At 61.7% G+C, this 21,397-nt stretch carries 21 protein-coding genes; 9 read left to right on the top strand and 12 right to left on the bottom strand.

The annotated features are described in order from the left end of the window. Positions 1-28 precede the first annotated feature (28 nt). The 6 genes from MJP36_RS04665 to MJP36_RS04640 all read left to right on the top strand — a co-directional run bounded on the left by MJP36_RS04665 (position 29) and on the right by MJP36_RS04640 (position 6,174). Positions 29-547 carry an RNA polymerase sigma factor gene (locus tag MJP36_RS04665; protein ID WP_060753345.1) on the top strand — a complete coding sequence of 173 codons (519 nt, stop codon included), beginning with the start codon at positions 29-31 and terminating at the stop codon, positions 545-547. Then, positions 514-1,506 (top strand): FecR domain-containing protein, encoded by a 993-nt coding sequence (locus tag MJP36_RS04660; RefSeq protein WP_244384959.1) that lies wholly within the window; start codon positions 514-516, stop codon positions 1,504-1,506. The genes MJP36_RS04665 and MJP36_RS04660 overlap by 34 nt, the downstream gene beginning before the upstream one ends. Before the next feature lie 233 nt (positions 1,507-1,739). Further along, positions 1,740-4,169 (top strand): TonB-dependent siderophore receptor, encoded by a 2,430-nt coding sequence (locus MJP36_RS04655; protein WP_244384958.1) that lies wholly within the window; start codon positions 1,740-1,742, stop codon positions 4,167-4,169. Positions 4,170-4,231: 62 nt separating this feature from the next. Then, the gene (locus tag MJP36_RS04650; protein WP_244384957.1) at positions 4,232-5,335 is read left to right on the top strand and encodes a PepSY-associated TM helix domain-containing protein; all 1,104 of its coding nucleotides are present in this window, start codon (positions 4,232-4,234) and stop codon (positions 5,333-5,335) included. Then, positions 5,332-5,508 carry a hypothetical protein gene (locus MJP36_RS04645; RefSeq protein WP_090368369.1) on the top strand — a complete coding sequence of 59 codons (177 nt, stop codon included), beginning with the start codon at positions 5,332-5,334 and terminating at the stop codon, positions 5,506-5,508. The genes MJP36_RS04650 and MJP36_RS04645 overlap by 4 nt, the downstream gene beginning before the upstream one ends. 36 nt (positions 5,509-5,544) lie before the next feature. Continuing rightward, positions 5,545-6,174 (top strand): glutathione S-transferase family protein, encoded by a 630-nt coding sequence (locus MJP36_RS04640; protein ID WP_205345391.1) that lies wholly within the window; start codon positions 5,545-5,547, stop codon positions 6,172-6,174. An 84-nt stretch (positions 6,175-6,258) separates the two neighbouring features. Here MJP36_RS04640 and creD read toward each other — a convergent pair whose 3' ends face one another. Genes creD through rloA2 form a run of 4 tightly spaced genes read right to left on the bottom strand, consistent with a single transcriptional unit; the run spans position 6,259 to position 10,301 of the window. Further along, positions 6,259-7,632, bottom strand: coding sequence for a cell envelope integrity protein CreD (gene creD, locus MJP36_RS04635; RefSeq protein WP_244384956.1), 1,374 nt, complete (start codon positions 7,630-7,632; stop codon positions 6,259-6,261). 52 nt (positions 7,633-7,684) lie between these two features. Then, positions 7,685-9,124, bottom strand: a complete 1,440-nt coding sequence (creC, locus tag MJP36_RS04630; RefSeq protein ID WP_244384955.1) for a two-component system sensor histidine kinase CreC — start codon at positions 9,122-9,124, stop codon at positions 7,685-7,687. Beyond that, complete coding sequence (gene creB / locus MJP36_RS04625; protein ID WP_060753352.1) at positions 9,124-9,792, bottom strand: two-component system response regulator CreB; 669 nt, start codon at positions 9,790-9,792, stop codon at positions 9,124-9,126. Before creB ends, creC begins: the two co-directional genes overlap by 1 nt. 8 nt (positions 9,793-9,800) lie before the next feature. Beyond that, on the bottom strand, positions 9,801-10,301 hold the full coding sequence (gene rloA2 / locus MJP36_RS04620; protein ID WP_060753353.1) for a retropepsin-like aspartic peptidase RloA2: 501 nt from the start codon (positions 10,299-10,301) through the stop codon (positions 9,801-9,803). Between the two features lie 171 nt (positions 10,302-10,472). On the opposite strand from rloA2, the gene MJP36_RS04615 reads away from it, so the two are divergent. After that, positions 10,473-11,366 (top strand): acyltransferase, encoded by an 894-nt coding sequence (locus MJP36_RS04615; RefSeq protein WP_198762662.1) that lies wholly within the window; start codon positions 10,473-10,475, stop codon positions 11,364-11,366. Here MJP36_RS04615 and MJP36_RS04610 read toward each other — a convergent pair. Together MJP36_RS04610 and MJP36_RS04605 are read right to left on the bottom strand one after the other, a co-directional pair. Then, positions 11,363-11,734, bottom strand: coding sequence for a hypothetical protein (locus MJP36_RS04610; protein WP_244384954.1), 372 nt, complete (start codon positions 11,732-11,734; stop codon positions 11,363-11,365). The two genes, MJP36_RS04615 and MJP36_RS04610, sit on opposite strands and share 4 nt — an antisense overlap. Positions 11,735-11,878: 144 nt before the next feature. Beyond that, positions 11,879-12,442: a DUF2780 domain-containing protein gene (locus MJP36_RS04605; RefSeq protein WP_060753356.1), complete on the bottom strand. Its 564-nt coding sequence runs from the start codon at positions 12,440-12,442 to the stop codon at positions 11,879-11,881. A 211-nt stretch (positions 12,443-12,653) separates the two neighbouring features. Here MJP36_RS04605 and MJP36_RS04600 point away from each other — a divergent pair, with 211 nt between their 5' ends. Then, positions 12,654-13,112 carry an anti-sigma factor domain-containing protein gene (locus tag MJP36_RS04600; protein WP_060753357.1) on the top strand — a complete coding sequence of 153 codons (459 nt, stop codon included), beginning with the start codon at positions 12,654-12,656 and terminating at the stop codon, positions 13,110-13,112. Positions 13,113-13,283: 171 nt separating this feature from the next. Beyond that, on the top strand, positions 13,284-13,634 hold the full coding sequence (locus MJP36_RS04595; RefSeq protein ID WP_244384953.1) for a hypothetical protein: 351 nt from the start codon (positions 13,284-13,286) through the stop codon (positions 13,632-13,634). Between the two features lie 46 nt (positions 13,635-13,680). On the opposite strand, the gene fdhA is transcribed toward MJP36_RS04595, so the two are convergent. From fdhA to MJP36_RS04565, 6 genes are all read right to left on the bottom strand, one after another. After that, the gene (gene fdhA / locus MJP36_RS04590) at positions 13,681-14,880 is read right to left on the bottom strand and encodes a formaldehyde dehydrogenase, glutathione-independent (RefSeq protein WP_060753358.1); all 1,200 of its coding nucleotides are present in this window, start codon (positions 14,878-14,880) and stop codon (positions 13,681-13,683) included. Between the two features lie 182 nt (positions 14,881-15,062). Then, positions 15,063-15,920 carry a formyltetrahydrofolate deformylase gene (gene purU, locus MJP36_RS04585; protein ID WP_005792124.1) on the bottom strand — a complete coding sequence of 286 codons (858 nt, stop codon included), beginning with the start codon at positions 15,918-15,920 and terminating at the stop codon, positions 15,063-15,065. 124 nt (positions 15,921-16,044) lie between these two features. Beyond that, the gene (locus MJP36_RS04580) at positions 16,045-16,677 is read right to left on the bottom strand and encodes a sarcosine oxidase subunit gamma (protein ID WP_090368355.1); all 633 of its coding nucleotides are present in this window, start codon (positions 16,675-16,677) and stop codon (positions 16,045-16,047) included. A gap of 131 nt (positions 16,678-16,808) precedes the next feature. Then, entirely contained in the window at positions 16,809-19,826 is a 3,018-nt protein-coding gene (locus MJP36_RS04575; protein WP_104994877.1) for a sarcosine oxidase subunit alpha, read from the bottom strand. Then, positions 19,823-20,125, bottom strand: coding sequence for a sarcosine oxidase subunit delta (locus MJP36_RS04570; protein WP_027605979.1), 303 nt, complete (start codon positions 20,123-20,125; stop codon positions 19,823-19,825). The genes MJP36_RS04575 and MJP36_RS04570 overlap by 4 nt, the downstream gene beginning before the upstream one ends. A 15-nt stretch (positions 20,126-20,140) precedes the next feature. Further along, positions 20,141-21,391, bottom strand: coding sequence for a sarcosine oxidase subunit beta (locus MJP36_RS04565; protein WP_010207084.1), 1,251 nt, complete (start codon positions 21,389-21,391; stop codon positions 20,141-20,143). Positions 21,392-21,397: the final 6 nt, after the last annotated feature.

Raw genomic sequence — 21,397 nt, 5'->3', positions numbered from 1 at the left:
TTAAACCTCTTGTTTATTCGGTGATGCCTTGTCGTCGGTCCCAAACCCACACAGTGAGCTGGTTGGCGCGTTGTATCGCGACCATCGCGGCTGGCTGTTGGCATGGCTGCGCCGCAACGTGGCCTGCCCGAGCCGCGCCGAGGACCTCAGCCAGGACACCTTCATGCGCCTGCTGGGCCGTGACGAGCTGCGCGAACCTCGCGAGCCGCGGGCGTTTCTGGTGGCCATCGCCAAAGGTTTGCTGTTCGACTACTTCCGGCGCGCCGCGTTGGAACAGGCCTACCTCACCGAACTGATGCTGCTTCCGGAAAGCGAACACCCGTCGCCGCAAGCCCAGCAAATGATCCTCGAAGACCTCAAGGCCATCGACCGCCTGCTCGGCAAGCTGTCGAGCAAGGCCCGCGCCGCCTTCCTCTATAACCGCCTGGATGGCCTGGGCCACGCCGAAATCGCCCGGCGCCTCGGTGTGTCGGTGCCCCGTGTGCGCCAGTACCTGGCCCAGGGCATTCGCCAATGCTACATCGCCCTGTATGGCGAACCGCTGTGACCGGTTCCAGACCGGTTTCCGCCCGCGTGCTGGATGCGGCGATCGCCTGGCAACTGTCCCTCGACTCCGGCGACGGCAGCGCGGTGGAGCAGGAAGAGTTCGCCAAGTGGCTGGCCAGCGATGAAGAACATGCGCGGGCCTGGCGCCAGTTGGGCATGCTCGACCAGCGCTTCAGCGTAGCCTCTGGCCCGGCGCGGGCGGCGCTGTTGCAGTCACGCGAAGGGATTCGCCAGCGCGTGCGCAAGTTGGGCAGTGGCCTCGCCGGCATCGCACTGATGTGCGGCCTGGCGCTGTTGGCCGGTGAGCGTTACGTGCCCATCCACTATTGGCTGGCCGACCAACGCACCGCCACCGGCGAGCAGCGCACGCTGAAATTGGCCGACGGCACGCTGATCAACCTCAACACCCACAGCGCCATCGACGTGCGTTTCGATGAAAAACGCCGGCTGATCGTGCTGCAGGCAGGTGAGATTCTGATCGAGACCGGGCACAACGATGGCCGCCCGTTCTACGTGCAAACCCGCGACGGCAGCCTGCGCGCACTGGGCACGCGGTTTATCGTCAAGCGCGAAGACGGCGCTACGCGCCTGAGCGTGCTGCAGTCTGCGGTGGCGGCCCAACCCGAGGCGCTGCACCAGGAACAGATCTTCAAAGAGGGCCAGCAAGTGCTCATGCGCAGCGATGGCCTCGGCCCGCTGCTGGCCGTCGCCCCCGCCACCGACGCCTGGACCCGCGGCATGCTGGTGGTGGACAACGCCCGCCTGGGCGATGTAGTCGAGGAACTGAGCCGTTACCGCACCGGGCACCTGGGTGTGGATAAAGACGTGGCCGACCTGCGCATCACCGGCAGTTTCCCGCTGCACGACACCACCCTGGCGCTCAATGCGCTGTTGCCGACGCTGCCGGTGCAGATCGAGCAGCACACGCCGTGGTGGGTGACGGTGAAAAGCAAGCCTTAGGTTCTGCTGTGGCCGGGCGACTGCTATCGGGAGCAAGCCCCCTCCCACACTGACTGCATTCACACACCTTGATTTGCAAACGCAGCCAGTGTGGGAGGGGGCTTGCTCCCGATAAGGCCCTGAAGAACACCTCGAAAACCTCAGCGCAAAAATATTTTCATCCTGCCCTATCACTTTTCGATTCTCGTTCGGCACCTAGGCAATTGAGAAATATTTCCATTCAGGAGCCACCTATGTCCCGCACGCTAGACACCTTGTTGCGCCCCAGCCTGTTAGCCATCGCCATTGCGCTCAGCGCCCCGCTGGCCAGCACCCCGCTGATCGCTGCCGAGCAAGCGTCCAGCGTTCGCGCCTACAACCTGCCGGCCGCGCCGTTGGCCACGACCCTGAACCAGATCGCCAGCCAGGCGGGCCTGGCACTGACCCTCGATCCGACGCTGGCGTCGGGCAAGACCTCGGCGCCGGTCAAAGGCCAGTTCGATGCCCAGGGCGCGTTGCGGGAAGCGTTACGTGGCACCGGCTTGCAGCTGGAGCAGAGCAGCGCAGGCACCTTTACCCTGGTGGCCATTGCCGAAGGCGTCGTGGCGTTGCCGCAGACCAGCATCATCGCCCAAGGCAACACTGAAAGCGCTTGGGGCCCCGTGACCGGCTACCTGGCGACACGTACCGCCGCCGGCACCAAGACCGACACCGCACTGGTCGAAGCCCCGCGCTCGATCTCCGTGGCCACCCGCGAGCAGATGCAGGATCGTAACGTCCAGAACCTGGATGACGCCGTCAAGTACATGCCCGGCATCGTGTCCGCCAGCTACGGCAGCGACACCCGTTATGACTGGATGCGTGTACGCGGTTTCGAACCTACCCAATTCCTCGACGGCCTGCCATTGCCGCGTGGCGTCTACGCCAACCCCAAGGCCGAAACCTGGAACCTCGACCGCCTCGCGCTGCTGCGTGGCCCGGCGTCCTCGGTGTATGGCCAGACGCCGCCGGGCGGCCTGCTGGACATGGTCAGCCGTCGCCCGAGTGCGGAGTCGAGCAACGCCATCCAAGTGCAATACGGCAGCGACAACTACCGCCAACTCAACTTCGCCAGCACCGGCAAGCTCGATGATGAAGGCCGGTTCCTCTATGGCCTCAGCGGCGTGGTGCGCGATGCCGGCACCCAGGTCGACCACATCGACAACCAGCGCTACAACATTGCGCCGAGCCTGACCTGGAACATCGACACCGACACCAAGCTGACTTTCCTGTCGCAGTTCACCCGCGACGATACCGGCGCCACCAGCCAGTTCCTGCCGATCGTAGGCACCAAGATCAAATCGCCGCTGGGGGACGTGTCACATCACAAGAACCTGGGCGACCCGGACTACGAATTCTACGACCGCACTTATTACGCACTGGGCTATGCGTTCGAACATCGCTTCAACGATACCTGGCAGTTCAAGCAGAACCTGCGTTACACCAAATCGGAATTGGCGTTCCAGCAGTTGACCGTGGGCGCCTATAGCTATTTCCCGGTTGATGCCGCCGGCAATATCGGCCGTACCTCAACCAACGTTGACGAGAACATCGGCCAATTCGCGCTCGACAACAACTTCCAGGCCGACTTCGCCACAGGCGACGTCACCCACACCTTGCTGCTCGGCCTGGACCATCAGCGTACCGATACGTCTTATCTGTCGATTTATGGTTCCGCCGGGACCGTCAACATCTTCAACCCGGTCAATACCCGCCCCGTGGAACGCCCGGCGCGCTCCACGGCGTACTACGACTACAACCAGAAAACCATCCAGACCGGCCTCTACGTGCAGGACCAGATGGCGTTGGACAACTGGCGCCTGACCCTCGGCGGGCGTGAAGATTGGGTGCACCAAGGCACCACCTACTTCAACAAGAACGATGCGACCAACACCGACCGCAGCAAGAACTTCAGCGGTAACGCGGCGCTGAGCTATGTGTTCGACTCAGGCTTTGTGCCTTACCTGTCATACGCCGAGTCCTTCCAGCCGGCGAGCAACGCCAGCGTCGACCCACTGCAGTCGTACAAACCCACAGAGGGCAAGCAATGGGAGCTGGGGATCAAGTATCAGCCGCCGGGCTCCAACACCTTATTGAGCGCCGCGGTCTACGATCTGACCCAGAAAAACGTGCTGGTTGCCAGCACCGGTGCCGGTGGCCAGTCGGTCACGGACCAGACCGGCGAGGTGAAAGTCAAAGGCCTGGAGCTGGAAGCCGTGTCTGACGTCACCGAGAACCTCAAAGTGATTGCCGCGTACACCCTGGCCAAATCCGAAGTACAGAAGGGCAACTTCAAAGGCAACCGCCTGCAACTGATGCCAAACCAGCAAGCCTCCCTGTGGACCGACTACACCTGGCACACCGGCGTACTCGACGGTTTCGGCATCGGCTTCGGTGCCCGCTATACCGGCAACACCTACGGCGACCAGGCCAACACCTGGCTGGGCAAGGCCAACGCCTACACCGTGTTCGACGGCGCCGTGCATTACGACCTGGGCCGCCTGGACAACAGCCTCAAAGGCGCATCGCTGAAGTTGAACGCCACCAACCTGTTCAACAAGGACTACATCTCCACCTGTGACGCTTCCTACTGCTACTTCGGCGACCAACGCAGCGTCGTCGCCAGTGCCACCTACCAGTGGTGATCGGCTGAGTTAACCACCAGGCCGTCCTTCGGGGCGGCTTTGGCGTGTCTGAAGGCTAGAACATGAAAAGCACAACCATCCGCCGCTGGTCCTTCATCCACACCTGGACCAGCCTGATCTGCACGGTATTTCTGCTGATGCTCGCCCTCACCGGATTGCCGCTGGTGTTTCACCATGAGATCGATCATCTGCTGGGCAACGAGCCGCAATTGGCGCAAATGCCTGCCGACACGCCGCAGCTCAACCTGGAGCAACTGGTCAGCGCAGCGCAAGCCCATCGCCCCGGCGACGCCATGCAATACCTGGCCTGGGACGAAGACGATAAAAATGGCGTGATTGCGATCATGGCCGCCACGGCCGGCACCGAGCCCAATGCGTCCCACACCTTCATGCTCGACGCCCGCACCGGCGAAGCCGTGGAAACCCCGGCGGCCAATGGGGGGTTCACCCTGTTCCTGCTGCGCCTGCACGTAGACATGTTCGCCGGCCTGCCGGGCAAGCTGCTGTTGGCGTTCATGGGCGTGCTGTTTGTGTTGGCGATTATCTCGGGCACGGTGTTGTACCTGCCGTTCATGCGCCGCTTGAAATTCGCCACCGTGCGCAACGACAAATCCACGCGCCTGCGCTGGCTGGACCTGCACAACCTGATCGGCGTGGTCACCCTGACCTGGGCGCTGGTGGTGGGCGTCACAGGTGTGATCAGCGCCTGCGCCGACCTGATCATCGCCGCCTGGCGTCAGGACAGTCTCAGCGCCATGATCGAGCCCTACCAAAACGCGCCGCCGCTGAGCCAACGAGCACCCGCCAGCGACCTGCTGAGCATTGCCGCCAAGGCCGCGCCCGGCATGACGCCGGACTTCATTGCCTTCCCCGGCACGCGTTTTTCCAGCGAGCACCATTACGCGGTGTTCATGAAAGGCAGCACCCATCTGACCTCGCACCTGCTCACGCCGGTACTGATCGATGCCAGCACCCTGGCCGTCACCGCCATCGCCGAACGGCCGTGGTACATGGACGCCATGGGCATGTCCCAACCGTTGCACTTCGGCGACTACGGCGGTATGCCGATGAAAGTCCTCTGGGCCGTGTTGGATGTGCTGACCATCATCGTGCTGGGCAGTGGGGTTTACCTGTGGATCGTGCGGCGCAAGGCGGCTCGGCCATGAAGCCGCGTCAATCGAATTTCTGGAAGGTATTTGCCATGCCGCTGGGGATTGGCCTGCTCAGTGCCGCCGGGTTGTTTGCCGCATTGCTGGGGGACGGGTGGTGGGATTCGTTGAGCTGGGCAGGGCTGGGGGTTCCTGCTGCAATCGGTGCTTGGGCTTTGATCAAACGCTGAGCTAGATTAGCGCTGCCCTTTTTCGAGGAATGCCCAATGTCCGCGCCCAGCCTGACCTTGTTCCACAACCCTGCCTCACCGTTTGTTCGCAAAGTCCGCGTGTTACTGAGCGAGACCGGTCAACAAGACCGCGTCACCCTGCAAGGCTGCCTGCCGACACCGGTCAACCCCGATGCGCAACTGGTGCAAGACAACCCCGTGGGCAAGATCCCGGCCCTGCGCCTGGCCGACGGCTCGGTGCTGCACGACAGCCGAGTGATCCTCGACTACTTCGACCATCAGCACGCTGGCACCCCGCTGATCCCCCGCGAGGGCGCCGCTCGCTGGCGTCGCCTGACCCTGGCCTCGATGGCCGACGGCGTCATGGACGCCGCCGTGCTGGTGCGCTACGAAACCGCCATGCGGCCGGTCGAGAAGCATTGGGACCAATGGCTCGATGAGCAACGCAACAAAATCCGCCGCACCCTCGCCGAATGGGAGGCGAATGCGCTTGGCGAACTCGCCGCCCACTTCGACATCGCCGCCATCAGCGTGGCCTGCGCCTTGGGTTATCTGGACTTCCGCCACCCAGACCTGCAATGGCGCCTGGACAACCCGAAACTTGCCCAATGGTACGCCGAGGTCAGCCAGCGCCCTTCGATGCAGCAAACCCAACCGCCGGTTTGACCCGGTGAATCGGTGGCGAGGGAAGAAAGGCCATGATCCTCGCCACCAACTGCGCCTTGATTTGTTGATCCTCGCGTAACCCGATCATTGCACCGCCTCCAGGTCAAACTGCAAGGGTTCGGCGACCTTGCGCTTGCCCACACCATACCAATCCAGCTTGCGTGTCAGCACCATCACCGTCCCCAACAACCCGAACAGCAGCAGCGAGCCCATCAGCAACGCGTAATCCTCGGCGCTCAACAGCCCGTACAACAAGCCGTACAAGGCTGCGAGCCCCGCCGAAAAACCCAGGCCGTGACTGATGCTGCGCAGCACATGACACACGTAGAAGCCGATCAGCAACACGCAGGCGCCGGCAGAGCACAGATAGGCCATGGCGAAGCCTATGTGCTCGGACAATGACAACAGCAGCAGGTAAAAGAACGCCAGCGCAAAGCCCACCAAGGCGTATTGAACCGGGTGCACCGCCAGGCTCTTGAGCACTTCGAACAGGAAGAACCCGGCAAACGTCAGCGCGATAAACAGCAGCGCATATTTGATCGCACGATCGCTCTTGAGGTACTGGTCCACCGGGTCGATGAAGTTCACGCCAAAGCTGCGATTGTTGAAGTCGTTACAACCCCGCTCGTCCAGGCAGGTTTGCAGGGCTTGTTCCAGGTTGGTGGAGAAAAACGAGGTCTGCCAGTTGGCGGTGAACCCCGTGTCGGTGACCTCGCGCTGGGCCGGCAGGAAATTGCCGATAAAGCTCGGATGCGGCCAGTTGGAAGCCAGGGATACTTGGCTGGTCTTGCCCACCGGAACCACTTGCAGTTGCTCGGTGCCTTGCAGGCGCAGGTCAAAAGCGAAATCCACCACGCTGGTTTTTTTGCTGTCCAGCTCAGGCAGTGTCACGTGCACGCCCTCCCCCAACCAGTCCACTTGGGAGCCAGGCTCGAAGTCCAGGCGCTGGCCACCCAGCTCAAGCTTCAGCGCGTTTTCGATGCCGCGAATATCGCTGATACCGACCGCCAGAAACGCCGCTTCAAAGCGGTAATCGGCAAAGTCCTCGGTGATGCCCAGTTGTGCAGGCAGCTCGAAACGCCCATTGATACGACTGTCGGCATGGAACAGCCGCGCCTGATAGATGCCCCGTGCGCGCAGTTCGGTCTGTACCTTGCCGTCGAGTTCAAAACGGTCCGGCAGGAAATACAGACGACCGCGCTCTTCACGGACTTCCTCGTAGCGCTTGTTGAGCTTTTCATTGAGTTTCCACTCGCGCACGGTCTTGCGATAGGGCACCACCATCACTGGGCCCGTGAGGCGCTGGCTGTAGCTGGAGCTACGGGCAATGTCCATCAAGACGCCGTCGCGCAGCTGCTGGCGGTCGCTGATGATGCCGTTGATCATCAGCAACGGAATCAGCAACAACACGATCAGCAGGGCAATCGCGCCCAGTTTGAAAAGCAGACTGCGGTTCATGGGTCTCTCCCTGTTTTTGATAGGCAGAGACTGCGCGGCGCGTGTGGGAGATTTATGTGGGCAATGTGGAGACTGTGTGGAGATGCAGCACCACTTGCACCCCGCCCGGCACATTGCCGATCTGCAATGCGCCGCCATGCAGCTTCATCACTTCTTCAACAAAGTTCAGACCCAGGCCGGTGCTTTTGCGCCCGCTGCCCGGGCGTGGCAGCGAGTAGAAGCGCTCGCTCAAACGTGGCAGCGCATAGTCGGGAATCGGCGCCGCCTGGTTGAACAGGCTCACCTGCACGTCGTTGTGTCGCGTTTGAGCGCTGAACCGTAGAGCGCCACCGGGTGGCGTGAAGTCCAAGGCATTATCCAGCAGATTGCCCAGGGCCTGGCGCAACAGGAAGGGCTCACCGAACACCTTCACATCCGTGGCAATCCCTTGTTCGACATGCAAGCCCGCGCCCTCGATGCGCGCGCATTGTGCCTTGAGCACTTCGTCGACCATCGCCGCCAGCGCGATGCTTGCCTGCTCTTCCAGGCCCTGGCGTTGCTCGACTTGCGCAAGGTTCAGCAGGCGTTCGATCAGTTGCTGCAGGCGCGCACTTTCACTGTCGATATTGCCAACGAAGCGCTGCTGCTGCTCGCGGGTCATATCGCCCTGCAGCAACTCCGCCGCGCCACGAATCGCCGCCAAGGGGCTTTTCAATTCATGGGTCAGGGTGTGTACGTAATGTTCGACATAGGCCTTGCCTTCCAACTGCGTGCGCATGTGTTCCACCGCCGTGGACAACTGCTTGAGCTCGCCACCGCGGTAATGCGGCAGTTCGGCACGCCGCCCTTCGCTGACCGCCTCGGCGTAAGCGGTCAGTCGTCTTAACGCCGCGCTCACCCACCACGACAGCAATGCGCCCAGTAGTAGGCCGAGGACCACCAGCCCGGCGCCGTACCACAGCAGGCGGCGTTCGGTGCGGTCGACATAGGGCTGCAGCGAGCTGTTAGGTTTGGCCACCGTGACCACGCCGATGATCTGGCCGTTGTCGCGGATCGGCGCGCCGACGTGCATCACCGAAGAGGCCGGATCGCCCGCATCGCTGCGGGTGGAACGGGCGCCATACTCACCGCGCAGGGTCAGGTACACGTCGTTCCATTGCGAATAATCCTGGCCCACCGCTTCGCCGCTGGAGTCGAGCAGCACGACGCCCTTGGCATCGGTCACGTAGATACGGTGGTTGACCTGATTCTTCGGCAGCCCCCAGATGGTCGCGCCTGGCTGGCGATTGCCGTAAGCCTTGAGCAGTTGCGGCCAATGGCTGTCGCCGAGCGTGCCGTTCTTCACGTCATCGCGCAGGATCTCGGCCAGCAGGTTGGCGGTGTCCACCAGGGTTTCTTCGGTGGACTGGCGCACGCCGGGGCGGATTTCCTTCATCACCGTGTTGAGCACGAAGTAGCCGGTCAGGCCGATGAACAACGCGTACACCAGGAAGATCCGCAGCCCCAGGCGCATCAGCTATGGCTCGGGCTATAGCTGTAGCCCAGGCCGCGATGGGTCTGGATCGGTTCGGCATCCGCCGCAATATTGCGCAACTTGCTGCGCAGGCTTTTGATATGGCTGTCGATATTGCGCTCGTAGCCGGCATCGGCGGGGACGCCCACCGCATCGAGCAACTGCTCGCGGCTGAAGACGCGTTCGGGTTGCTCCAGCAGGCTTTGCAAGAGGCGAAATTCGTGGCGCGTCAGGCTCAACGGCTGGCCGCGATACTGAATCTGCATACGCTCCAGGTCGATCTGGAATGACGTCGGCGCCACGCTGGGGCCGACCCGTTTGAGAATCGCCTTGACCCGCGCGGCCACTTCCCGGGGGCTGAACGGCTTGACCACATAATCGTCGGCGCCGATCTCCAGCCCCACTACCCGGTCGATTTCAGCATCCCGGGCACTGAGAAACATCACCGGCACTTCCGTGAAGCGGCGCAGTTGCTTGCAGGTTTCAAAGCCGCTGATGTCCGGCAGCCCGATGTCGAGGATGATCAAGTCCGCCGGGGTCTGGCGTTGATGAGCCAACGCCTCCTGGCCGAGGCTCAGCCAGGTAGTGCCAAACCCCTCGCCTTGCAAGGCGAATATCAGCGTATCGGCAATCGCCGCTTCGTCTTCGACAATCAGGATGTGGGGCATGAGCTCGATCAGCAGTCGGGTTTGTCGGCAGTGTAACGGCGCGCCGGGTTTACCGCTGCGCCGAATTCACGCAGCGCCTTGGCGCCGATCAACAGCGGGTAGTTGAAGCTGCTGCGGTCGGTCAGGTTGACCTCGACCGTGCGCTTGACGTTGCCCAGGCACATTTCCAGATCGATAACCGGGCGCTTGGCGACGGTGGCTTCGTCCTTGTCCTCGTCCTCATCGGCGCGGCTCTTGATCTTGCTGATGCGCGACACCTTGTGTTCATAGACCTTGTCGCTCGCATCCTTGCCACCGAGGCGGAAACGCACCCAGTCGTCGCCGTCGCGCTGGAAGGTCTCGATGTTGCGCGCCGACAGCGACGCGGTCAGTGCACCGGTGTCCATCTTGGCCTTGAAGGTTTGGCCGATCTCCGGCAACTGGATGTATTCGTAACGACCGTAGAGGGTCGGTTCGGCGGCCATGACAGGCAAGGCGACCAGGGCAAGCGAGGCAAGGAGCAATTTCACGGAGTGATTTCCTCGAAAGAAGTAGGCGGATTCTAGACCGCAAAAGCGCTGCTTAGTTAGCTCGCTCAACCATACCCGGCACATTGTGAAACATTCGTCCGGCGATTTGCGATTTGGCCTCTAGACTCAGCTTGCTTATCATGGCCCGCCAAACCCTCCCAAGAGTTGCTTATGCGCCGCCTGCTCACCGGCTGTTTTGTCACACTGCTGCTACTGCTCAACACCCTGGTGCTGTTCGGGCCATTGATGGTGTTTGCCCTGCTCAAACTGGTGGCCCCCGGTCGCTTTCGCGACTACGCCTCATGGGCGGTGATGTGGATTGCCGAAACCTGGGCCGAGATCGACAAACTGATCTTTTCGCTGTGCATCCCGACCCAATGGGATATTCGCGGCGGCGCCGACCTGCGCGGTGACACTTCCTACCTGGTCATCAGCAACCACCAATCCTGGGTCGATATTCCGGCGTTGATCCAGACGTTGAACCGGCGCACGCCGTTCTTCAAATTCTTCCTTAAAAAAGAACTGATCTGGGTGCCCTTCCTGGGCCTGGCGTGGTGGGCGCTGGACTACCCGTTCATGAAACGCTACACCAAGGCGTTCCTGGCCAAGCATCCGGAACTGGCGGGGCAGGACTTGAAGATCACCCGGCAGGCTTGCGAACTGTTCAAGCGCCAGCCGGTGACGGTGGTCAACTATCTGGAAGGTACGCGCTTCAGCGAGGCCAAACGCAAGCAGCAGGATTCACCCTTCACCCGGTTGCTCAAGCCCAAGGCGGGCGGCGTGGCGTTTGTTTTGGCCGCCATGGGCGAACAGCTGGACGCGATCCTCGACGTGACCGTGGTCTATCCGCAGCAGAAGATTCCGGGCTTTTGGGATTTGATCAGCGGCGCAGTACCAAAGGTGATCATCGATATCCGCACGCGCGAACTGGACCCGGCGTTGTGGCAGGGCGATTACGAGAACGATCCGGCCTTTCGCCAGACCGTCCAGAACTGGGTGAACCAGCTCTGGAAGGAGAAGGACCAGCGCATACAACAGCTGTTATCGGATCAAGCAGCGCCTTAGCGCAGAAGCGACCTGATCTCCAGCATCGCCTGGCCAAGGGATGCAGGCTTTTCAGTCAGCTTGCCGGGATGAATAAACGCCGGTTTCAACCAAGCCATCGCCTCTTCGTCCGACATAGGCTTGTAAATGTCCAATGGATTCACGGTGGGCCGCATGGCCGGTCCCACCTCCTCCGCTGAAGGGGTGTCGCTCGGGCACCCGCCCAAGGGCTGGCGGTACTCGCGAACCATAGTGTCTTGCTTGGCAACAGCATCCGCCTGTGCCTGTGTTCCCTGATAAATGGCGTTGCCTGGCGCGGATGCAACCGCAGTGTCCCTGGCCATCAGTTGAAAGGCGTTATTGAGGCTCGATGCATGGGCAATGTTCATATGAGATGTTCACCTGAATGAATTGAAGAATCCGCTCCGGGCCTTGCGGCGCCCCGGAACGGTCTCTCTGGGTGGTAAAACATCCCATACGGTTCAAAGAAAAATGTTGCACCACATTCTCAAAACACCTCGGATCTGATCGCGTCAGCCGCCCCAGACACTGCCCAGGCTTTGCAGCAAGGAGCCGCCCACGCCTTGGTCGCCCAGGTATTTGAGAATCACCGGCGCAAACTGGCCGACCATCCCACTGTCCATGCCCAAGGCGCTGAACGCGGTGTTCAGGTCGTTGGTGTCTTTCACGTTACCCAGCAGTCCGTCCAGGCCGCTGGTCTTGCTGCCGCCGCTCTGACCGAGCATACCGCTCAACGCGCCCAGGCTGCCCAGGGAGTTGGTGCCCGCCAGCTTATCCAGGCCTGGAACGCTCTTGCCCAGTTGCGAATAGTCAGTGCCGCTCAATTGGTTCTTGGCCAGGCCCAGCATCGCGCCGGTGCCACCAATCGCTTGTTCCGGGGTGACGTTCAGTTGCGAGGTCAGCGCCTGCAGCAGGCCGGCGGTCTGGGAACTTGGCGCTGCGGCAGCCGCCTTGTTGTTGCCCTGGGCGCCGGAAACGGCATTGGCCACATCGCCCAAGCTGAAGCCTGCGGCAAACACCGGGCTGGCGGCCACGGTCAACAGGCAGGACAGGGCAAAACCGCGTGAAATCTTCATCAAGACAACCTCAGAATGTAAGAGCTAAAAAGCAGGCGTTTGACTGACACTCCTGAAGGAATGTTCCCACCCTCAGATTAGTTCAGAAAATATTGCATCCGCAGTTGTGGAAAATTCCGACGAGGTGCGCCGCCCATATCGTTGGGTTCAGGAACCCATCGCCCTTGGCAAGGTCCATCAACTGACTACAAATTTTGTCAGGAACAGACTTATGACTGCGAACCAACCCCAAGTCATTGAGCACAAACCCTCATTCTGGAGCGGCCCTCGCCTGTTCATCGGCGCCTGCGCAGTGGTGGTTGCCGGTATCGGCGGCGCCCTCTATACCCAGGACAGCGTCAAATCCGCTGCCACCCTGGTCACCACCGAACAACAACCGGCCGCGCAGATCATGGCGCACAAGGATTACCTGGAAGTGCAGCCGATCGCTGCCACCGCCCCTGCGCCGGACCACAGCCTGGAGCTGTGGGCGATCCCCGAGGGCGGCACACCGGTGTCACTGGGCCTGTTGCCGGAAGACGGCAAAGGCATTATCGGACTCAACCCTCGCCAACAGGAATCCATCAGCAAGCCGGTGGAATTGATGGTGAGCGCAGAAACCAAAGGTGGCTCGCTCAGCAAGCAGCCGACGGGGCCGACGGTGTACCAGGGGGCGCTGGCGGCTCGATAACGCCATAGTTCAAGCAAACGCATAAGGGCGGTCTTCGGACCGCCCTTATGCGTTTCAGGTAACCTCCAGTAGCAGCTTGCGAAGGAACGAAAGCCCAGAGACTCCCACTCAGGTTGGCCTCCCGCGTACCGACAACCCGCGAGGTTTACCCGTTAACAAGGAGTTAGAACTATGGTAATCGGCCTTCTGCTTTATGCGGCGCGCACCCAGCTGCTGCCACCCCCGCCTCCCGGCATCGACCAATGCCCTGCCACAAAAACTATCCACTCAACGGCCTACACGGATCCTGACCTGCCACCGCGTTACGGCGAGGGTTATCAATACACGGCCACTGCCAACGGCAGGACATGGACAGGGCAAACGGCGGGAACCGACGACGATTACCTGGCCGCTGAATACGCGCTGCGGCCCGAAGCCATCCATCAACGCAACGGCACGCTGCTGTGTGATTACGGTGGCAATCGCGTGGTCAAAAACGGGGAAGTGGCCGACCCCTACCTGAGGCTGTCGACACTTAAATGATCAAAAAAATGGCGACCTCTGAGGGTCGCCATTTTTTCACTGCGCGTTATGCCGCACTGAACAGTTTGTGCGGGTCAATCACAAATTTCTTTGGCACGCCCGCATCGAACTCGCCATACCCACGCGGCGCGTCATCCAGGCTGATCACCTGCACGCCGACGATTTCGGCAATGTTGATACGGTCCCACATGATCGCCTGCATCAGTTGGCGGTTGTACTTCATCACGGGCGTTTGCCCAGTGTGGAAGCTGTGGGATTTGGCCCAGCCCAGGCCGAAGCGAATGCTCAGGCTGCCCATTTTCGCAGCGGCATCCACCGCACCTGGATCTTCGGTGACGTACAGGCCCGGAATCCCGATCTTGCCCGCCACCCGTACGACACCCATCAACGAGTTGAGCACGGTGGCCGGAGCTTCGGCTTTCACGCCTTCGTGGCCGTGACCGCGGGCTTCGAAACCTACGGCATCGACGGCGCAGTCCACTTCAGGCTCGCCCAACAGTGCGGCGATTTGCTCGTGCAGTGGCGTGTCTTTGGACAGGTCGGCAATTTCAAAACCCTGGGCCTTGGCGTGAGCCAGGCGGATCGGGTTGACGTCACCGATGATCACCACCGCCGCGCCCAGCAGGCGGGCGGAGGCGGCAGCGGCCAGACCGACTGGGCCGGCACCCGCGATGTATACGGTGCTGCCCGGTCCAACGCCCGCCGTGACGGCACCGTGGTAGCCGGTCGGCAGAATGTCGGAGAGGCAAGTCAGGTCGCGGATTTTCTCCATGGCCTTGTCACGGTCCGGCAGTTTCAGCAGGTTGAAATCGGCATACGGTACCAGCACGTATTCGGCCTGGCCGCCGGTCCAGTCGCCCATGTCGACATAACCGTAGGCGCCACCGGCACGCGCCGGGTTGACGGTCAGGCACACGCCGGTGTGCTGCTCTTTGCAGGAACGGCAGCGGCCGCAGGCAACGTTGAAGGGGACGGAAACCAGGTCGCCGATTTTCAGGTTTTCGACGTCGTTGCCCTTCTCGATCACTTCGCCGGTGATCTCGTGACCGAGCACCAGGCCGGTCTGGGCAGTGGTACGGCCACGCACCATGTGTTGGTCGGAGCCGCAGATATTGGTGGAAACCACGCGCAGGATGACGCCGTGCTCAATCTTCCTGCCACGGGGGTCCTGCATTTTGGGATAGTCGATTTTCTGTACTTCGACCTTGCCGTTGCCGAGATACACGACACCACGATTACCAGACATGCTTTCACCTCGCTGTTGTTTTTATGGAACCACGTTGCCCAGGCAGGCAGCGCGTTAAGTGCTCGGGTACAGATGCTGTTTTTGCGTTGTTAGTGAGGGCCTCATCGGGGGCAAGCCCCCTCCCACATTTGAAGGTATTCACAATTCCAGGGTGGGAGGGGGCTTGCTCCCGATAGCGTCAGTCAGAGCACCACCGTTCTATTGGCGTTCAGAAATACCCGCCGCTCAATGTGATACCCCACCGCACGCGCCAGGGTCAGCCCTTCGATATCCCGCCCTTTGGCAATCAAGTCCTCGGGATAATGGCTGTGATCCACCACCTCCACGCCCTGCGCGATGATCGGCCCTTCATCCAGATCGTTGTTGATGTAATGCGCCGTAGCCCCCACCAACTTCACCCCTTTGTTGTACGCCTGGTGATACGGCTTGGCGCCCTTGAACCCGGGTAGCAACGAGTGATGGATATTGATGGCCTTGCCGTCCAGCTTGCGGCACAGCTCCGGCGACAGCACTTGCATGTAGCGCGCGAGGATCACCAGTTCAGCGCCGGTGTCTTCCACCACTTGCCACACCTGACGCTCCTGGGACGGCTTGTCGTTGGGGTCGAGGGGGAAATGGTAGTAGGGAATCTGGTGCCAGTCGGCCAGGGGTTTCAAATCGGGATGGTTGGACACCACCGCCACCACGTCCATCGACAACTGGCCGATGCGCTGGCGATACAACAGGTCGTTGAGGCAGTGATCGGCCTTGGACACCATGATCACCACTTTGGGCCGATAATTCGGCGCCGTCAGCTCGAAGATCATGCCGAAGGCTTCACCGCGTGTGGCCAAGCCATCGCGGAAGGCCTGTTCGTCAAAACCGTCTGGCTGGCGAAACTCCACACGGATGAAGAACCGGCCCGAAAGCCGGTCATCGAACGAGTGGTGCTCGGTAACATAGCAGCCCTGTTCGAACAGGTAGCGGGTGACCGCGTCCACCGTGCCGAGCACGCTGGGGCAGTCGGCGGTCAAAATCCATGTATCGGGTGCGCGGCTCATATCGGGTAACTCCTTGATCGTTCCCACGCTCTGCGTGGGAATGCCGCCATGGACGCTCGGCGTCCGCTCTTGGGGACGCAGAGCATCCCGGGATGCATTCCCACGCGGAGCGTGGGAACGATCATCATGCAACTACGCTGAGGCCGAATTCGGCCGAGGCATCCTGCAACCACAACCACCAGTAATCCGAGAAGCTGCGACGAATCACCAGTTCCCAGGTGTCTTCAGCGGTGTGGCGGATCACCAATTGCGACTTGGCAAACACCGTGCCCACGGCCTTGCCCACCGGGAAGTTGTTGGGGTGCACGTCATAGCTGGTGGACTTCATCAACACATCACGCACATTCGGGCCGCTGAGCTCGAGGATCTGCTGGCCGCCACTGACGTTGACGACCTGGATATGCAGGTCACCCAGGGCGGCGCGCAGGTTCTGCTCGGCGGCGAACTCTTCACCGCTGGGCACCACCAGCAACCACTCATCCGGGCCGAGCCATTGCAGGCTGGTTTCGCCCTTGACGATGACTTGCAGGGCACCGGGCAACTCGATGCCAAGCGCCTTGTGCACGCCGGCGGCAAAGGCGGCGTCATGCCCATCGCCACGAAGGGTCAGGTGGCCCAGGAGTTTTTTCTCGCGGACGGTAACGCCTGCGTTTTTACGGCCCTTGCCGACCAGGCTGGCGAGGTCGGCATGGTGCAGCGACGACTCGGCCTTGGCGCCGTTAGTGGGGCGTTGTTGGTAAACATTGGCTGCTGTCATATAGCACCTGTTCTGAATTGATCGTTCCCACGCTCTGCGTGGGAATGCCGCGATGGACGCTCGGCGTCCGCTCTTGGGACGCCGCGCGTCCCGGGATGCATCCCCACGCAGCGCGTGGGAACGATCAGGTGTCAAATGTTCTGGCGATCGCCTTTCGGGTCAAAGAACACCGAAGACACAATCTCCGCTTCGATCACGCTGCCATCGGCCTGCGGTGAGAACACCCGCTCGCCGATACGCTTCAAGCCGCCCTTGACCACCGCCATCGCGAACGAATAACCGAGGGAGTTGTGGGCATAGCTGGAGGTCACGTGACCGACCATCTTCATCGGGATCGACTGTTTCGGATCGAACACCAACTGCGCGCCTTCCGGCAGCCACACTTTTGGATCGACCGGCTTCAAGCCCACCAGTTGCTTGCGTTCTTCACGCACGCAGTCTTCACGGTTCATGCCGCGCCAGCCGATCCACGAGAACGGCTTGGTACGCCCGACACACCAGCCCATGTTCAGGTCGTCAGGGGTCATCGAGCCATCGGTGTCCTGGCCGACGATGATGAAGCCCTTCTCGGCCCGCAGTACGTGCATGGTCTCGGTGCCGTACGGGGTCAGGTTGTACTTCTTGCCGGCCTCGACGATTTTTTCCAGCACGCCCATCGCGTAGTCGGCCTGTACGTTGACTTCGTACGACAGCTCGCCGGTAAACGAGATGCGGAACACCCGCGCCGGCACCCCACCCACCAGACCTTCTTTCCAGGTCATGAACGGGAAGCCGTCCTTGTCCAGGTCGATGTCGGTGACTTCGGCCAGCAGCTTGCGGCTGTTGGGGCCGGACAGGGTCATGGTCGCCCAGTGGTCGGTGACCGAGGTGAAGTACACCTTGAGGTCCGGCCATTCGGTCTGTTGGTAGATTTCCAGCCACTGGAGAACGCGCGCGGCGCCGCCGGTGGTGGTGGTCATCAGGAAGTGGTTGTCGGCCAGACAGGCGGTGACGCCGTCGTCGAAGACCATACCGTCTTCCTTGCACATCAGGCCGTAGCGCGCCTTACCCACGTCGAGCTTGGTCCAGGCGTTGCTGTAGATGCGGTTGAGGAACTCGCGGGCATCCGGGCCTTGAATGTCGATCTTGCCGAGGGTGGAGGCATCCAGCAGGCCGACGCTGTCGCGCACGGCCAGGCATTCGCGTTTCACCGCAGCGTGCAGGTCTTCGCCATTGCGTGGGAAGTACCACGGGCGTTTCCATTGGCCGACGTCTTCAAACTCGGCGCCGTTCTTGACGTGCCAGGCGTGCAGCGCGGTGTAGCGAACCGGTTCGAAGATGTGCCCACAGTGACGGCCCGCCACTGCGCCGAATGTCACCGGCGTGTAGTTGGGACGGAACATGGTGGTGCCCATCTGCGGGATGGTCACGTTCAGGGAGCGCGCCGCAATCGCCAGGCCGTTGACGTTACCCAGCTTGCCCTGGTCGGTGCCGAAGCCCAGCGCGGTGTAGCGTTTGACGTGCTCGACCGACTCGAAACCTTCGCGGGTCGCCAGTTCGATGGCGGCGGCGGTCACGTCGTTCTGCAGGTCGACAAATTGCTTGGGCGCCCGTGCGGTGGCTTTTTCGTGAGGCACCTGGAACAGCGCCAGGGTCGGCTCTTCCAGACGGCTCAAAGCCTTGGGCAGCGTGCCTTCCACGGGTGCAAACCCGGCTTCGCTGGCGGCGCGCACGCCCCCTTCAAAACCATCGGCCAGGGAATCGCCAAGGCTGTAGACGCCGTTGATGCCGCCGACACACACCCGTTTCTGCGGGGCTTCGCCCGGTACAAAACCGAGGATGTCTTCACGCCAGGTCGGCTTGCCGCCCAGGTGCGAGGCCAAGTGAACCACGGGGCTGTAGCCACCGGAGCTGGCGACCAGGTCGCAGTCCAGCCACTCGCCGGGGCTGGTGACTTTATGCGCCTTGACGTCGATGGCCGCCACACGTGCGCCGGTCACATGCTTGCTGCCACGCGCTTCAATCACGGCGCTGCCGGTGAGAATGCGGATGCCTTTGGCACGGGCCTCTTCAACCAGGGCGCCGCGTGGGTTGTGGCGTGCATCGGCCACGGCCACCACTTGCAGGCCTGCGTCGAACCAGTCCAGCGCCACGCGGTAGGCGTGGTCGTTGTTGGTCGACAGCACCAGTTTTTTGCCCGGTGCCACGCCGTAGCGGCGCACATAGGTGGAGACCGCACCGGCGAGCATGTTGCCCGGCACGTCGTTGTTGCCGTACACCAGCGGGCGCTCGCAGGCACCGGTCGCGAGGACGACACGCTTGGCCCGTACGCGATGGATACGCTGACGCACTACACCCACCGGCGCACGGTCACCGAGGTGGTCGGTGAGGCGTTCGTGAATGGTCAGGAAGTTATGGTCGTGGTAGCCGTTGACGGTAGCGCGAGGCAGCAGCACCACGTCCGGCAAGGCTTTCAATTCGGCGATCACGCTGGCGACCCATTCCATGGCCGGCTTGCCGTCGAGGCTTTCACGGGAGTCGAGCAGCGAACCGCCGAACTCTTCCTGCTCATCGGCAATGATCACCCGCGCCCCGCTGCGTGCGGCAGCCAGTGCAGCGGCCAGGCCGGCAGGGCCTGCGCCCACTACCAGCACGTCGCAGTGACGGTTCATGTTGTCGTAGGTGTCCGGGTCGTTCTCGGTCGGCGAGCGACCCAGGCCGGCAGCCTTGCGGATGTACTTCTCGTAAGTCATCCAGAACGATTGGGGGTACATGAAGGTTTTGTAGTAGAAACCCGGCGGCATCAGCTTGCCGCCGACCTTGCCGAGAATGCCCATCATGTCGTTGTTCACGCTCGGCCAACCGTTGGTGCTGGTGGCGACGAGGCCCTGGTACAGCGCCTGTTGCGTGGCGCGCACGTTGGGAATCTGGGTGGCTTCGGTGGCACCGATCTGCAGCACCGCGTTCGGCTCTTCGGCGCCGGCGGCGAAGATGCCGCGTGGACGCGAATATTTGAAACTGCGGCCGATGATGTCGACACCATTGGCCAGCAGTGCAGCGGCCAGGGTGTCGCCTTCGAAGCCCTTGTAGCTCTGGCCATTGAAGGTAAACGTCAGGACTTTATTACGGTCGATGCGGCCACCGTTGGACAGGCGATTGGTCTGGCTCATACCTTCTCTCCAGAGGCCTTGGCGGTGAATTGTGGCTTCTCACCGATCTTGTAGGTTTCAAGAATTTCGTAAGTCACGGTATCGCGGGTGGCGTTGAAATACTGGCGGCAACCGGCGGCGTGAATCCACAGCTCATGGTGCAGGCCGCGCGGGTTGTCGCGGAAGAACATGTAGTCGCCCCACTCTTCATCGGTGCAGGCATTCGGGTCCAGCGGGCGCGGGATGTGCGCTTGGCCGGACGCATGGAATTCCTCTTCGGAGCGCAGTTCGCCACAGTGAGGACAGAAGATATGCAACATAGGGAGTTTCTCCTGTTAGTGGGCGACGGCCGCAGCGCCGTGTTCGTCGATCAACGCACCGTTGTGGAAACGGTCGATGGAGAATGGCGCGGCCAGCGGGTGCATTTCACCCTTGGCCAGGCTTGCGGCGAACACGTTGCCTGAGCCTGGGGTGGCCTTGAAGCCGCCGGTGCCCCAGCCGCAGTTGAAGAACATGTTCGGTACCGGGGTTTTCGAAATGATCGGGCACGCGTCCGGCGTGGTGTCGACGATGCCGCCCCACTGACGGTTCATGCGCACGCGCGACAGCACCGGGAACATCTCGACGATGGCCTGGATAGTGTGTTCGATCACCGGGTACGAACCGCGCTGGCCGTAGCCGTTGTAGCCGTCGATGCCGGCGCCGATCACCAGGTCGCCCTTGTCGGACTGGCTGATGTAACCGTGTACGGCGTTGGACATGATCACGCTGTCGATAATCGGCTTGATCGGCTCCGACACCAGTGCCTGCAGCGGGTGGGATTCGATCGGCAGGCGGAAACCGGCGAGCGACGCCATGTGCCCGGAGTTACCGGCGGTGACCACACCGACGCGCTTGGCGCCGATGAAGCCCTTGTTGGTTTCCACGCCGATGCACACACCGTTTTCCTTGCGGAAACCGATGACTTCGGTCTGCTGGATCAAGTCCACGCCGAGTGCGTCAGCCGCACGGGCAAAGCCCCAGGCCACGGCATCGTGACGGGCCACGCCGCCACGCCGTTGCACGGTGGCACCGAGTACCGGGTAACGGGTGTTTTTCGAGCAGTCGAGGTACGGGATCTCGTCGGCCACTTGCTTGGCGTTGAGCAGTTCGCCGTCCACGCCGTTAAGGCGGTTGGCGCTCACACGACGTTCGGAATCACGGATGTCCTGCAGGGTGTGGCACAGGTTGTACACGCCGCGCTGGGAGAACATCACGTTGTAGTTCAGGTCCTGGGACAAACCTTCCCACAGCTTCATCGCGTGTTCGTACAGGTGCGCCGACTCGTCCCACAGGTAGTTGGAACGCACGATGGTGGTGTTGCGCGCGGTGTTGCCGCCGCCCAACCAACCTTTCTCGACCACCGCCACATTGGTGATGCCGTGTTCCTTGGCCAGGTAGTAGGCGGTCGCCAGACCATGCCCGCCACCGCCGACGATGACCACGTCGTAGACCTTTTTCGGGGTCGGCGTGCGCCACATCTTCTGCCAGTTTTCGTGGTGGCTGAGGGAGTGCTTGAAGAGGCCGAAGCCCGAGTAGCGTTGCATAGTCAT

Origin of the sequence: Pseudomonas palleroniana (assembly GCF_022836895.1) — a bacterium.
In the GTDB taxonomy this organism is placed as follows: domain Bacteria; phylum Pseudomonadota; class Gammaproteobacteria; order Pseudomonadales; family Pseudomonadaceae; genus Aquipseudomonas; species Aquipseudomonas palleroniana.
Note: the sequence above shows the minus strand (reverse complement) of the source record. Positions and strands in the feature narration are given on the sequence as shown.

Coding starts and splice junctions, on each gene's coding strand:
- MJP36_RS04565 (WP_010207084.1), bottom strand. CDS start 21,391: ATGCAACGCTACTCGGGCTTCGGCCTCTTCAAGCACTCCCTCAGCCAC.
- MJP36_RS04575 (WP_104994877.1), bottom strand. CDS start 19,826: ATGAGCCAGACCAATCGCCTGTCCAACGGTGGCCGCATCGACCGTAAT.
- MJP36_RS04595 (WP_244384953.1), top strand. CDS start 13,284: ATGGTAATCGGCCTTCTGCTTTATGCGGCGCGCACCCAGCTGCTGCCA.
- MJP36_RS04580 (WP_090368355.1), bottom strand. CDS start 16,677: ATGACAGCAGCCAATGTTTACCAACAACGCCCCACTAACGGCGCCAAG.
- MJP36_RS04640 (WP_205345391.1), top strand. CDS start 5,545: ATGTCCGCGCCCAGCCTGACCTTGTTCCACAACCCTGCCTCACCGTTT.
- MJP36_RS04615 (WP_198762662.1), top strand. CDS start 10,473: ATGCGCCGCCTGCTCACCGGCTGTTTTGTCACACTGCTGCTACTGCTC.
- fdhA (WP_060753358.1), bottom strand. CDS start 14,880: ATGTCTGGTAATCGTGGTGTCGTGTATCTCGGCAACGGCAAGGTCGAA.
- MJP36_RS04610 (WP_244384954.1), bottom strand. CDS start 11,734: ATGAACATTGCCCATGCATCGAGCCTCAATAACGCCTTTCAACTGATG.
- MJP36_RS04660 (WP_244384959.1), top strand. CDS start 514: ATGCTACATCGCCCTGTATGGCGAACCGCTGTGACCGGTTCCAGACCG.
- creB (WP_060753352.1), bottom strand. CDS start 9,792: ATGCCCCACATCCTGATTGTCGAAGACGAAGCGGCGATTGCCGATACG.
- MJP36_RS04570 (WP_027605979.1), bottom strand. CDS start 20,125: ATGTTGCATATCTTCTGTCCTCACTGTGGCGAACTGCGCTCCGAAGAG.
- creD (WP_244384956.1), bottom strand. CDS start 7,632: ATGAACCGCAGTCTGCTTTTCAAACTGGGCGCGATTGCCCTGCTGATC.
- MJP36_RS04600 (WP_060753357.1), top strand. CDS start 12,654: ATGACTGCGAACCAACCCCAAGTCATTGAGCACAAACCCTCATTCTGG.
- MJP36_RS04650 (WP_244384957.1), top strand. CDS start 4,232: ATGAAAAGCACAACCATCCGCCGCTGGTCCTTCATCCACACCTGGACC.
- creC (WP_244384955.1), bottom strand. CDS start 9,124: ATGCGCCTGGGGCTGCGGATCTTCCTGGTGTACGCGTTGTTCATCGGC.
- MJP36_RS04645 (WP_090368369.1), top strand. CDS start 5,332: ATGAAGCCGCGTCAATCGAATTTCTGGAAGGTATTTGCCATGCCGCTG.
- MJP36_RS04605 (WP_060753356.1), bottom strand. CDS start 12,442: ATGAAGATTTCACGCGGTTTTGCCCTGTCCTGCCTGTTGACCGTGGCC.
- purU (WP_005792124.1), bottom strand. CDS start 15,920: ATGAGCCGCGCACCCGATACATGGATTTTGACCGCCGACTGCCCCAGC.
- MJP36_RS04655 (WP_244384958.1), top strand. CDS start 1,740: ATGTCCCGCACGCTAGACACCTTGTTGCGCCCCAGCCTGTTAGCCATC.